This is a genomic window from Nostoc sp. CALU 546 (genome assembly GCF_048836525.1).
Window position 1 is genome coordinate 1 of the sequence record NZ_JAWJTF010000161.1, and the last position, 13,555, is coordinate 13,555.

The window sequence follows — 13,555 nt, forward strand, 5'->3', positions numbered from 1 at the left end:
ACTTTTAGGTCTACTGACTGTACGCCATTGATGTCTTCTGCTTCTGTAATCCCGTCAGTATAAAGCACTACTACATCTCCAGAATACAACTGTACCTGCGTTTGAGCAATGAAGTTACCGATGTCTGATACGAGCCCAATGGGAAAACCTAGTTCCATTGTTTCTACTCGTTCTACTTTCCCTGACGAGCGCACTATGACCATTTCTTCATGCTGCCCACTAATGCTAAGTTGACCTTGGTGGTAGTCGAGTAATGCCAGGGTGAGATTTTTATCAGTATTCATCCGCTCGACGTTTTTATAAATTGTGCGGTTGAGTATATCCATAAATCTGACTGGATCAGTCTCATTACTTTCTTGGAGTGTTCTAATCGCAGTTTGTACCATGAGCATTAGCACCCCACTCTCTAATCCGTGTCCAGTGACATCGCCAATGCCAATTTTGGCACTACTATCGTTGGTTAACACATCGTAGTAGTCGCCACCAACTTCATCAGCAGATTCCATAAACCCAGCAATTTCCAGCCCTAGAATCTGGTCGAGTTCGGAATCTTTAGGTAAAATCATTTTTTGCAATCGGCGCGTAATGTCTAGCTCTGCACTCATACGGAGATTTTCTAGTTTGAGGCGTTCATTCAGAATTGTTATTTTATGGTTTGCTTCAGAAAATTTCTTGATGATAAGGTAAGAAATGCCGCCAAGCAGGATTAAAGACCAACAATAAATAAATAAACGATACATATTGACAGTCTTAATTGCTTTTTGATAAGCATTATTATAAGTAGTTTCTAATGTTATGGCATTCTGATCTGTAGGAATATTGAGAATTTGATTGGTTATTTCGTCTAGTTGAGGTTTGTAATCAAGAATAATTTCAGTATGAGAAATTACCAGATTAATTGAGAATTGTTTCTCACTAATTTTATACTGCTGTTTAAGTTGCGATAGCTTTTCTATTTGTGTATTAATTTGAGGTTTCAGAGATTCATTATCTGTAAGATTGTAGAGTAAAATATCGTAAATTAAGTTATTAAGAGTTGTTTTTAAGGGAATAAACCATTTTTGGTCAGCAACTTTTTCTTGAATTTCATCTGTCAATTTTGGTAGGTAAAGCAGAGAGTTTTTTAGGGTAGCATTCTGAGACTTGAAGCGTTCGCTTAAACTTTCTTTTTGTTGAAGTAAGTTTATCTGAACTGCCAGTATTTTATGGATTTGCTTACGGTCATTGGCATTAATAAAACTGGGGAGTTCTTGCAACTGCTGTTGAATTTTTTTCTGTGCGTTTAAAATACTCACTAAAGAATCATAAGAGTTGATTAACTTATATCTAAATTTGAGAATGTCTTGATTGAAAATAGCATTGTTTTCTGGCAATTTGACTATAAAATTTTGGTATGTCTGGTGTTGGGCAAAATTAATAGATAGACTTTTAAAAATTAAAAAAGCCAAGATAGTTATAGCCGTCAAGACAATAAATAGTTTTTGGAATTTGACACGTTTCATAATGGTTTCTCCTGGTACTGCCCTGTTAGAGTATTGAGAAATTTAATTATGAGATCGATGTCTGTTTCGGGAACTTTGCGTCCCAGTTGATATTTAGCCATAGCCTTAATTGCTTCTTCCAGGGTTTTAGCTGAACCGTCATGAAAATAAGGAGACGTTAACACAATATTTCGCAAACTAGGAACCTTAAAAACGTAGCGATCGCGCTCATCACCTGTAACATTAAATCGTCCCAAATCAGCTTTGGTTACCTCACCGCGATCGCTAGCATAATTCCCAAATAGTCCAAAGGTTTGAAACATATTACCACCAAGTAGCATACCTTGATGACAGCTAACACAGCCATAAGATTTAAAGCGATGATACCCTTGTTTTTCTTCTTCAGTAATGGCGTTTTGATTACCTTGCAGAAATTGATCGAAACGTGAATTAGGAGTATATAAAGAGTGTTCAAAGGTAGCGATCGCATCTTTGATATTATCCCCTGTTATCCCATCTGTGTATATTTGTTTAAACCAAGAGTCATATTCAGAAACTTGCTTGAGTTTATTAATAACTTCTAACCAAGTTTGTTTTCCCATTAGATTCCCTGAAAGTATTGCTATTTCGGCTTGAAGTTCTAATGTTTCAGACCGTCCATTCCAAAATTGTTTAAAATTCAAGCCACTATTAAATACCGTTGGTGTATTTACATGACTCAATTTTTTATTACTGCCAATAGAAAGCATTAATCTATCTGTACCACCAGTATTTAAGTTGTGGCAGCTAGCACAAGAAATGTGATTGTCACTAGATAATTTAGGCTCGTGAAACAGTTTATTTCCTAGTTTAACTTTGTTTTCATCAAGTTTTAACTCAAGCGTAATTGGCTGAATTGGTTCATGTAAAACGACATTTTTTAACGACTGGTTAGGCAAAATTAATGATGGCTGTGTTTGCCAAAAGTCTTGCCAAAAGAAGATAAACAATATCAGGCAAAAAAGGGAAGCGAGTATTAAATATAATCGTTCAATTAACTTCCTTTTTAAAATCATTATTTTTAATATTCCTCCTGTCTGTGTAAGTTTTATAACGCATTTTTAAATTAATTTTACTAAAATAAAGCCTTCCTCCTCCTTAGTTTCAAAACTTTTTAAAGGTCTTTTAATAAGACCCTCGATCCACTTGCCATCAGCATTAAATTTGGCTCCATGACAGGGACAAGAAAACATTTTAGTATTAGTTTTCCACTCAACGATACAGCCTTTATGGGGACAGGTGGGATTGAATGCAGAAATGTTTGTGTTGTCTGGATTACGAATGACCAAAATTGGTACATCTGCCTTTTTCTGGTCTAAAATAATTCCTTGATCGCTTAACATTTGAGTCGTGCCAACTACTAAAAATCCGTCCTTTCGGGCAACTTTACTATTCTTCTGACTTACTTGTTTGAGTTGTACTTCATCTTTACTAAAACTACAAGCTGTGAGTAATACTGGTAAAATATTGATTAAGGCGCTAACACTAAACCAACCGATAAAATCACGACGATTCATATTTAAAAAACTCCATATAAATAGCTATCTAATCATTAACATGGGGCTAACATACTGCTCAGACAGTGCGGCCGCATCATGTCCTAGTTCTGGCTCAAATCGCAAACTTTTGGGAATCGTATGTAATACTTGCAAGCTTTGAACACTAGTCCGTGACCAACGTATTTTTTATGTTTGCAATAAAGATAAGTCCACCCGCAGTTCTTTGTTACTTATTTTTCAGGGTTGTAATTTGCAAGTGATCGCGTAGTTCTAATGCAGCAGATCCTCGTAGGGTTTACTTGGTAAATTTGCGTAGTGGTGGTGAAGATATATTACAATTTAAATGCTTGGACTGACCACGAATAATTACTCATATATCTTTTGCGGTTATTGCTGTTTGTGAATTGCTCATTTTGAGGTGTAGCACTCAGATGTTTATTAAAACTACATACAGGATGTTTGAGCCATGAGATATTTTCCCCAGAATTTAAATATTTAATCTGACATTATTTAAGCTTTATATAGTTTCCTGTTAGTTGGACTCATGCAGTCATTCTCAAAAATTTCAACTTGCCGACAAAATATTTTTTGCAATCACGTTGCATAAGTCAAATTTAACTTTATCTACTAAGTCAAAGGAACCCACATTTAAAAATGTGGGATTGATCTTGGACGCTTTGTATCTCGCGGCACTTTCCGCGACGCTCGATGACTCGCTAACGCTGCGCTATCGATACAATTCTTTGTTTAAACTGGGCAATAACCCAGCAACTTTAGTTTTTATTAATACTTCTTTCCTTCTGCCCTCTGCCTTTCTGTAAGAAATTATGAGTGCTTCAAATATTTGCACTTAGGAATAATCTCGCCAATAAAAAGAAAATCATTACCAGAAATAGCTAAATTACTCCATTGACAATACTGCTCGGATAAGCATTTTAAACTCGGAATTGGGTTTGGGGAAAAGGTTAAAGGTTTTTTCTTTCCCCTTACCCTTTTCCCCTTACCCGAAAAGTATTGACTCCATTGATAACCTATAGGAGTGGTATTATAATAAAAGATTAAATTTTTATTAACTAAAATTTAAACTTGCTTTAGCTTTAAAACAATATCAATTTATTAGAACGGTGGTAATTAGCACCATCCCAAAAAATCAGCAGTTGCAGGTCATCAGACTCAGTTAATAGATATTGCAGGTAATCAATAGTATTTTTTAAACCAAATTTTTGTATATTAGTGCTGCCAGTATCGAGATTATAATCTAGCTTTACACAGAGATTTTTAATTATGTCTACTTACTTATCAATCCCTACAATAAATAGCAATTGGTTAGAGGCTAATCAATATTATCTGATGAGGGCAATCAGTCATATAAGCGAAGCCCTACAATGTCATATTCATCAAGTGGGAGACGCTGCAAATAATCAGGAAATGGAACAATGGAAAGAAAGCAGAGGATTCAAAGCTGATTCCGAAAACTTTGGCGGAGATAGGGAAAATTTTCACTACCCCACAACTGATTCCAGTGAATTATCTGCGTTAGAGCAGGTGTGCAATATTTTCGACTTGTCTTTGTTTGAGCGCAATGTATTACTGTTGTGTGCAGGTAAAGAATTGGATCGTAGTTGGTCGTCACTGTTTGCTAAGGCTCAAGGCGATCAGCAACAAAATTATCCCACTTTTAGCTTGGCTTTGGAAGTGTTAGCAGAACCGCATTGGAGTGCGCTGATGCCTAGCGCGTCGTTACGCCGATGGCGACTAATTGAAGTTGGAGCAGGAAATACTTTAACTACTAATCCATTGCGGATTGATGAACGGATATTGCATCATCTTATGGGAGTGCAACATTTGGATGAGCGCTTGGCGGAGATTGAGTTATCGGTGCCAGTAACTGCTTATTTAGTATCCTCCCACGAATATATAGCACAGCAATTAGCAGATACTTGGTTGCAGGCGTTAGATGAGACAGAAATATTACCAGTTTTACAATTATGCGGAACAGGAGTGGCGAGTAAACCAGCCATTGCCTCCACTGCTTGTACCTTTTTAGGGTTAAGTTTATATGCTATTTCTGCGGAAACTATTCCTACCGATACTAACCAACTCAATCTAATCAAGTGCCTGTGTGAGCGGGAATGGATGTTAAGCGATCGCGTGCTGCTGCTAGATTGTGATGAATTAGAAACAATGGAAGCAAGCCGAAATAGTGCAATCTCCCGTTTCATCGAAACCATTAATTGTCCTTTAATTATTACTAGTCGCGATCGCCGCCGTCAAAGGCAGCGTCCTTTAATTACCTTTGATGTACATCAACCCACCTCAGAGGAACAGCAGTTAATTTGGCAAAATGCTTTGGGGAACATCGCACCCAGCTTTCAAGGACACGTAGAAACTTTGGTATCCCATTTCAGCCTCAGTCCCACAGATATTCAGACTGCTTCTTTGAGAGTAAAAAGCCTAGCTAAAAAAATAGAAGGGCAAAGGGACAAAGAAACAGAGGAGAGTGTAGCTTCGACTTCTACCCATTTCCACCTTTGGGACATTTGCCGCAACCAAGCACGCCCGCGTCTAGATGAGTTAGCTCAACGAATTGAACCATCTGCCAGTTGGAACGACTTGGTATTACCAGAGAAAGAACAAGGAATTCTGCACGAGATTGCTGCTCATGTAGCGAAACGGACGAAGGTGTATAAGAACTGGGGATTTGGAAGTAAAAGTGGGCGGGGACTAGGGATCAGTGCCTTATTTTCAGGGGCTAGCGGTACGGGTAAGACAACAGCCGCAGAGTTGTTAGCTAAGGAGTTGCGATTAGACCTTTATCGCATCGATCTAAGTTCAATTGTGAATAAATACATTGGTGAGACAGAGAAAAATCTGCGACGAGTATTCGATGCAGCGGAAACAGGCGGCGTGATTTTATTATTTGATGAAGCAGATGCTCTGTTTGGAAAGCGATCAGAGGTAAAAGACAGTCACGATCGCTATGCAAATATGGAGGTTAGTTATTTGTTGCAACGCATAGAATCTTATCGTGGTTTGGCGATTTTAACTACTAACTTAAAAAGTTCAATCGACCAAGCTTTCTTGCGCCGCCTCAGATTTGTTGTGCAATTCCCCTTTCCAGATGCCAAGCAAAGAGCAGAGATTTGGCAGCGTGTTTTCCCCAGCCAAACACCGACCGAAGGGCTAGATTTCAGCAAATTAGCCCAATTGAGTACCACAGGGGGTAATATCCGTAATATCGCTTTGAATGCAGCCTTTATTGCCGCAAATTCTGGTGAGTCATTGGGAATGAAACACATTTTACAGGCTACCAAAAGTGAATATACTAAACTGGAGCGATCGCTCACTGATACTGAGATCAAGAATTGGGTGTAGCTATTTACATCAGTATTTTACATTTAAGGCTACGATCGCTCAACATCTGAAGCAGATGCTTTATTGGGTAAGCCCTCACAAGTAAAAAACAATCATAAACGCTATGTAAATATGAAGGATAGTTACTTATTGTAGAGGCTAAAGACTACCGAGGTTGGGGATTTTGATTACTAAGTTTAAAGGTTCATTTAACTTTTTATTTCACCAAATTTTAATGTTTCATTAACTTCAGACTTTGGACTTTAGTTGAATTTGTCTGCATAAATATTTAGACAAAATTCTGATATTATTTATCCTAGCCTTCAGAAATATTGAGTTTGCTAGGCAGCACTTAAGGAGACTTTGAAATGAAAGCTTTACAGACGAAAAAATGTCTTGGTCAAAAATCCATTTCAAATGCTGTTATACCAGTACAGTCTCAAATTAAGTCGCATCCTTTTGTAGTGAACTCTGCCCCACAAAGCCAGGAGTTGACCCAGACACCAGAGGAACCAAAACTGCAAGGATTCAACCTTGCCCAGATACCCATATTTCCAGGAATGAGGCAGGGAATGTCTGAAATGCTTCAGCCCAAGCAAGCTGAGGAGACACTCAAGGATCTGCCTGAAGTAAACCTAGCTCCCAGTAGCGGCGGTCAACTCATGCCGAAATTGGTGCAGCAGAAGATGGAAACTTCCTTTGGCACAGACTTTTCTGATGTCCGCATTCACGAAGGATCACAAGCAGAGAAAATCGGGGCACTAGCTTATACTCAGGGACAAAATATCCACTTTCAACCAGGTAAGTATCAACCCACAACCCAGTCAGGTCAAGAGCTACTAGGACACGAATTAGCTCACGTACAACAACAACGAGCCGGACGAGTGACCGGGCCTCAGTCCAAGGGAGTTGCCATCAATACCGACTCTCAGTTAGAAACTGAAGCCGATATTATGGGTACGAAGGCAGCGCGGGGAGAGTCAGCACAAGTGAGTGGGGCTGCAAGTTCTGGAGTGCAGCGTATGCCTGCTCAGGAAGAGGATGTTTCTGATTCTAGTGATGAATCTTATGAGACTGCTGATGAATTCTCTGATTCTGAGCATGTAGTTCATATTGGCAGACAAGTTTCTGATGACATTGCCGAAGAAGTAGTGAGAAACCCGAAAGAAGTAATCACAACAGATACAGATCGACAACCTAGTATAGGCAGAGATTTAGCAGTAACAACTTTACAAGAACAAGATGAATCTGATTCTGATAATGAATCTTTTTATTCTCTTGAAGATCCTGTAGAAAACGAAGGACAACAGGTAGGGCCTTCCACTCAGTTCCAAAGCTCATCTCAAAATTCAGCCAAAGACCCAAGGTCTATTAACGAAAGTTACGCGAAAATCGAGGAAACGTTAGGAGAACTTGATAGTAAGCTGCCTTCAAAGTCAGAACTAGAGAAAGTGGCAGCTATGCCTCAGTTGGAGCAACTACCACAGTACCCACCAGCCCCCACGAGACAACCACCACCAATACCTGTAACACCGCAACAACGGCCGCGACCACCAATACCTGTAATACCGCAACAGGAAGCACAAAGGTTGCTAGCAATGAATAACACCCAAAGAGCGCAGCGAATTGCACAATTGCGGCAGCAGGGGGTAGGACAGCGTGTCATGGACGAAGTAATAAGGAAGTTCGAGGAATTAGCACATGAGCAAGATGAAATTGCACGATTAGAAGGGAACATTCCGCCACAAGGGTTACAGCAAGGAAAGCAACCAGCAACAAGGTGGGAACGAACAAAAGCAAGAATCAATAAACCCTTTGACAATACCAAAGAGCCGAGAAAAGAAGTTGCAGATGGGATCAAGCAACACGAGACTTATTCAGATCAAACCAAAATTCTGGGACAGGATTCTAGCGTTTCAAATGTCGATCAAGTTTTGGGGCAGAATCTCCCCGCCAATGATGTAAACCCAAATTCTTACTTAAACCTTCCCCCTGGCGAGACTGAAAAATTTGGCAATGATGCAGCCGTAATTGGCATGACTAGAGATGATGTCAAAGCTGTTGGTGGTTTGCTTTTATTTCATGACTCTCTTAAGAAATTTAAGAGTGCATTTAGAGATAAGGCAAAGCCAAAAAGGGAAAGAATTGCAAATGCATCTGACGGTTTAGGCAACATGACTTCCGCTATTACATACACTGGATTAGTCGGAACCCAAGCACGAAAAGGTGCTGAACATCATCAGGCTCCGGGGGATTCAACCTCTGGATCGGGAGCTTTAGCAGCGGTCAAACAAGGGGGTACGATCGCAGGTACATCGATACCCTTTGATGCTGGTAAGGCAGTAGCTAGCACTTTGACAACTGTGCCAAAGCTGATTTTGTATACTGATGCTGGTCTGAAAGCTGCTCAAAGAGAGAATTTTGGCGGTCGCAAATCTATGGGTAGGGGTGTAAAAAATGTTGCGGACTTGACAAAATCGGCAGCAGGTGCAGTTAAAGATGTTTCTAGTTTAGCTTATAGTATAGAACAGACTGGTGGTGCTAGTGGTGCGGTACTGGCAGGAGCAGAAGGAGCGAAAATAATTGCTGGAGGAGCGGTTGCTCCTGCTGCTGCTACGGTATTTGGTACCGCAGAGGCTATCCAAGGAGGCTACAAATTTAAGAAGGCTTACAAGAATAAGAAAGGTCTAGGTGAAATAGGGGATTCACCGACACTAGATCAACTTGACACGCTAGATCAACTTAAAGAAATACAGAAAAAGAAAATGAAGCGTGCAGCCATAAATACTGTTCTTGGTAATGTAACACTAGCTGCTGGGGTTGTAGGGTTCAGTGCTGGCCCAGCAGGATTAGTGGCTGCTACTGCTATGGGTGCAGGTGTCGGAGCCTTTCAAATTGGACAATGGGGAACAAGAAAACTTAAGCAGAAAATGCGGGATAAGGGAGTTAAAGGATTCGATCCTAATAAGACCACAGAGAGGAAAAATGAGGCTAGAAAGGAACTTGCCGGCAATACTCTCACTATGCTAGAAGGAGCAAGCAACGAGGAAAAAGATACTCTATTCTCTAGTATGGGTTTGAATGGGAATAAGAAAGATAGTGCAGTCCAACAAGTTTACAATGATGTACTAGCTAAATATCTTGGCCCACAAGAACTACAGCAGCCCACAACCACAGTCAACCGCATATTAAAGCTGAAAGGGGACAAAAATAATTTGAAACAGGAAGTGAGTTGGGATCAGTTGAATGGTAATGATTTTCCACCAGCCTTTGCAAGTCTAGTGAAGGAAGCAGCGATCAACAAAGCTTTGAAGAAGCGTTGAACGTATCGCGGCAGTCCCTACCCTCAAATCTTAGTAGGGTAGGGATCGGAGCGGGTTATTGGAACGAAGTGGAAATAACCAATCCATAAATAGACTTGTCGGTAAATAACGATAAAGATGTCTGAAAGTACTGCTAAACATAGCTTACAGACATTTTAATTAAAATTGCCCCAAACGCTAGCTGCATAAGGTTTCAAGGATTTCTGGTCTTATTTACCGACAACTCTAATATTTAAGTTGGTGCGTCTTGCTCTTTGATATATTGCCTAAGTTTATCAATCGGTGCGCCGCCACTTGACGCTACATAATACGAGCTAGACCAAAACAACGGTTTCCAGACATTGATAAAAGGTATGAGGATCAGCCCGGGATGGGCGATCCGCAATGTGGTTACTAGAAAATCTACAAATAAAGAATGACGCTATTGAAGTTTATTATTATCAAATACGCCAATTTATCTATTCCCATTCCAATTGCAAATTGGGCATCAAACGTTGCAAATTCTTGAGTGATTTGCCTTGCCAAGAAATATTGTTGGAACCTTGTACTACGAGTTGTACATTATTCTGTTGTCGCACTTTAATGACGAACTTCGACACCATATTAATTCCTGAACTATTCAGAAAATTCAATTCTCTTAAATTCAAGGTGAGAGTTGATGGTTGTTGAACAAGTACATCATCTAGCAACTGGACAATAGGCAGGCTTTCTTCCATTCCACTCAGCCGTAATGAACCTTGACAAGTAACTGTTTTTACCTCTGTGTTATACCAGATGTTGTAATTTTCCGTTTTAATCTCCATTCATCTGAAGCCTCTTAGATATTAATTATTGCGAAGATATTTATATCATCAACTGCACCATTGTGCTAACAATCATGACTTCTGGTTCCTTTTGGACAGTGTCGAACTTCCAGCCTAAATGAGCTAGATAATCATTGACCATTGTTAACAAGCCCAATCCAGAGACGGTGTTTGTATCATCTTCCGCATTCTTTTCTAACTGGCTAATATACAATTCACTTGGATCACAGGTGATTAATGTCTGGATGAATGCCTGAAAATTTTCGATTGTTAGAGGATTGACACTGTTAGTAGCAATAAACACAAGCCTATCTTCATATAATTGCAGCGAAAGCCGGATGGAATAATTTGATGTCTCGTCTCTAAACTTCATTGCATTTTCTAACAACTCATTAGCGACAAAACTAACGGCACTCGTTACCTCTACCCTGGTTTCACTTGTGGTAAAAAAGATAGCAAAATAATCAGCCATGAAATTAGCAGACAAACCATTGTTTTGCCAACGTTGTTTAAGTGGCATAGAACCTGGTGTAAACTCTAGTCTCAAAGATTCTTGACTATCAAGTAAATTGTCAATGAAGTCTCCAAATATTTGTGTCATAACATAACTACCTATTTATATTTCCTTATCAAGGCTAGCTTGGATCTTTTCTTCTTCTTCCAGAGTGATACCATACTCTAATCTGAGTGATCGCACAGTCTGATGAATTTTTTGATGATTTTTTGTGAGTACATCCTGAATGGACTTTTTCTTTTCTACTACTTTTAATAGTTCTCGTCCCAATCCCTTGGCCGTCCGCCGTCGCTTGCTACCGACTATGTTAGCGATTTGATGGCGATAACTTTGCAAGCGTAAATGATCTTCTCGATTGCGTTGTTTATTAGGGTCAAGCAAGTCTGGATCTTCAATTCCTAATTCCGTTAGGGCTGTCAGATGTTCCTGGTCACTAATATTTAGTTCTTGTTGCATGTGTCGTAGCATTTCCAAACTATTAGAGGAATTAACATACCCTTCTTCCAGGATTTCCTTTAGTACTCCTTTATAAGCATGAAGCCGTTTTTCTTGCGTGAATCCAGGCAGGACTTTCGCCAGCACATACACCTCACTAGGATTAAGAGACTCTAAAGAACGCCCTTCTAGAAATCGGGAAACATCTAGTTGAAGCTTACTAAGTTGCTTGCGGAGGCGGCTGGCAAGGCTTTCTTGTAAGTACAAATGTGGGCTGCATTTCCAAGTTTGGTAAAACCACAAAGTGCTAACCATGACCAAGGATACATCATACAAATATCGCAACCACAGCGGTAGCATACCGATATTGGGACGAGCGCCAAACGCATAAAAGATATTGAAGACGAGGAAGGTACAGAAGGTAAAAATCTGATGTTGAATTTGCTCTTTGCTGAGGGATTGGTTGGTTTTTCGCAGGTAAATTTTGTAAATTTTTTCTAGTTTTAACCCTAGAAAATAAGTAGCCCAGGCAAAAAAACCTAAAGTTAAGGGTACTGCTACTAATTTGGGAATAGGAATCGGGTTGTCGAACAAGTAAAATCCAGGATTGAATAGAGTACTAAGTTGATTTTCCTCACGAGTCCAAGAACCAGAAAAATAGTAATCCCAATTACCCGCGTAGAAGTAGTAGTAATAGTAAAAGCTGATGACTAGACCTATGTAGCCATAGTAGAGCAATTTTTGGTCAGGGTTAGTAATGCCATCCCAGTAAGACCTTTCAGAGTCAATATCTATACAAGGGCTTTGGCAAGCAACACAGGCACTTTGTTCTTTTCCCTCTGGGTTGACAATTCGACATGTGGATTGGGTAATAGTTTGGCGATCGCCTTCATGAGCTTTGCTGGTTAGCAGTCCTCTAGGTTCAGCATAAATTTTTTGCACAGGAGCCATAGGACAGAAATATTGGCACCAGGATTTACCACCGTAAAGGTAACCGACAGCGATCGCACAGAGAATTGTGAAGATTAAAAAAATACCCAGTGCCAAACGGTCAGAGTTGACAAAGAGTAAACGAATGCACAATCCCAGATAAAATAAACCAAACTGTAGGTAAAGATAGTTGCGACCAAGCCAGGAATTTTTTTTGACTTTGGCTAACTCATAAGAAATTTTCCCACTTTTGGGATCAACTCGCCGAAGCTGTCGTTGTAGTCCTAGCGCACGAGGAATTTGAGACAGAAATGATAAGGGACAAATTCGCCGCCAAAGTTCGTGTCCAAAAACCAGAAGAATAAAAATTGATGCAGGAACGATGATTGTCCAAAATAGTCGTGCGCCAACAGCATATGGTTTTTGTTCCATGCAAACACCTTGCAATCTAACGCAGATATCTGGATGAAGGCGAAAGGGACTCAGTGTATTGTTCGGCTGAGTTAGCCAAGGTGATATGGGATCATAAAAAAGAGAAAAAATCAGTAGCAACCAACCACAAGTTAGCAGCCACCTGACTATATGCATTTGCTGTTCTGAAGTTTTAGAGAACATAATTAACCCTGTTTATCAATCCGAGAAAAATTAACGAATTTTCAATTCATTCATTACAAATCCCTTAAGTATCGGGATAATTGTTTACTTTCTTAAGATCATATTTGTTGACTAAATGGTAGTTAAGCTTTCTATCTTTTGTATAGGTGTCGGCAAAATCGACTTATGTACTTCGGGAGCATCCCAATTTTGCACAAACATTTTTATCCGACACCTTAGAAGGGTGCGGCTATACAAACCAAGCCCCTCCAGATAATGCCTACGGATGGGCCTGGCGTGGTTTAACGATAGGCTTTTAACCCTCCCGTAGCCCAATACTTCTTGGTTAAGAACAAAAGCAAGGTAAAGTGATAATTGTTCTCCAAGAAGCGCGATCGGAAAAACTGGTGCTGCTAAAAGATTTCTCCCAATACTTCTCGGGTTTTGGGAAAAGGGGAAAGGGTAAAAGGGAAAGAAGAACCTTTAACCCAAATCCAGTAACCTTTCCCCCAAACCCGATTCCGAGTTAAAAATGCAAAACCTGAGAAGTATTGATACTGAACTCAGTTTCAGTAAATCGCAA

Annotated in this window: 8 protein-coding genes and 1 pseudogene; 2 read left to right on the forward strand and 7 right to left on the reverse strand. The window is 39.8% G+C overall.

Annotation, left to right across the window (positions count from 1 at the left end; all coding sequences use genetic code 11):
* The 3 genes from RRG12_RS40095 to RRG12_RS40105 form a co-directional block, all read right to left on the reverse strand.
* On the reverse strand, positions 1 to 1,502 hold a 1,502-nt coding region (locus tag RRG12_RS40095), incomplete at its 3' end, for a DAHL domain-containing protein (protein WP_420763025.1).
* Entirely contained in the window at positions 1,499 to 2,419 is a 921-nt protein-coding gene (locus RRG12_RS40100) for a cytochrome-c peroxidase (RefSeq protein WP_420763026.1), read from the reverse strand. The genes RRG12_RS40095 and RRG12_RS40100, both read right to left, overlap by 4 nt.
* 162 nt (positions 2,420 to 2,581) lie before the next feature.
* The gene (locus tag RRG12_RS40105; protein ID WP_420763027.1) at positions 2,582 to 3,037 is read right to left on the reverse strand and encodes a ubiquinol-cytochrome c reductase iron-sulfur subunit; all 456 of its coding nucleotides are present in this window, start codon (positions 3,035 to 3,037) and stop codon (positions 2,582 to 2,584) included.
* 1,266 nt (positions 3,038 to 4,303) lie between these two features.
* Here RRG12_RS40105 and RRG12_RS40110 point away from each other — a divergent pair.
* Both RRG12_RS40110 and RRG12_RS40115 read left to right on the forward strand, forming a co-directional pair.
* Positions 4,304 to 6,394 (forward strand): ATP-binding protein, encoded by a 2,091-nt coding sequence (locus tag RRG12_RS40110; protein WP_420763028.1) that lies wholly within the window; start codon positions 4,304 to 4,306, stop codon positions 6,392 to 6,394.
* A gap of 347 nt (positions 6,395 to 6,741) precedes the next feature.
* Complete coding sequence (locus RRG12_RS40115) at positions 6,742 to 9,696, forward strand: DUF4157 domain-containing protein (RefSeq protein ID WP_420763029.1); 2,955 nt, start codon at positions 6,742 to 6,744, stop codon at positions 9,694 to 9,696.
* Between the two features lie 232 nt (positions 9,697 to 9,928).
* On the opposite strand, the pseudogene RRG12_RS40120 reads toward RRG12_RS40115, so the two are convergent.
* The 4 genes and pseudogenes from RRG12_RS40120 to RRG12_RS40135 all read right to left on the reverse strand — a co-directional run.
* A pseudogene (locus RRG12_RS40120) lies at positions 9,929 to 10,030 on the reverse strand (transposase); the annotation flags it as partial.
* A 124-nt stretch (positions 10,031 to 10,154) separates the two neighbouring features.
* Positions 10,155 to 10,499: a slr1659 superfamily regulator gene (locus RRG12_RS40125; protein ID WP_420763030.1), complete on the reverse strand. Its 345-nt coding sequence runs from the start codon at positions 10,497 to 10,499 to the stop codon at positions 10,155 to 10,157.
* Positions 10,500 to 10,539: 40 nt separating this feature from the next.
* A complete protein-coding gene (locus tag RRG12_RS40130; protein ID WP_420763031.1) occupies positions 10,540 to 11,100 on the reverse strand; it encodes a slr1658 superfamily regulator in 561 nt (186 codons plus the stop codon).
* A 15-nt stretch (positions 11,101 to 11,115) separates the two neighbouring features.
* Entirely contained in the window at positions 11,116 to 12,993 is a 1,878-nt protein-coding gene (locus RRG12_RS40135; RefSeq protein WP_420763032.1) for a 4Fe-4S binding protein, read from the reverse strand.
* Positions 12,994 to 13,555 lie beyond the last annotated feature (562 nt).

What these genes read in the sequence shown, in the direction of transcription:
- RRG12_RS40130 (WP_420763031.1), bottom strand. Translation starts at nt 11,100, where the DNA reads ATGACACAAATATTTGGAGACTTCATTGACAATTTACTTGATAGTCAA.
- RRG12_RS40115 (WP_420763029.1), top strand. Translation starts at nt 6,742, where the DNA reads ATGAAAGCTTTACAGACGAAAAAATGTCTTGGTCAAAAATCCATTTCA.
- RRG12_RS40125 (WP_420763030.1), bottom strand. Translation starts at nt 10,499, where the DNA reads ATGGAGATTAAAACGGAAAATTACAACATCTGGTATAACACAGAGGTA.
- RRG12_RS40110 (WP_420763028.1), top strand. Translation starts at nt 4,304, where the DNA reads ATGTCTACTTACTTATCAATCCCTACAATAAATAGCAATTGGTTAGAG.
- RRG12_RS40105 (WP_420763027.1), bottom strand. Translation starts at nt 3,037, where the DNA reads ATGAATCGTCGTGATTTTATCGGTTGGTTTAGTGTTAGCGCCTTAATC.
- RRG12_RS40135 (WP_420763032.1), bottom strand. Translation starts at nt 12,993, where the DNA reads ATGTTCTCTAAAACTTCAGAACAGCAAATGCATATAGTCAGGTGGCTG.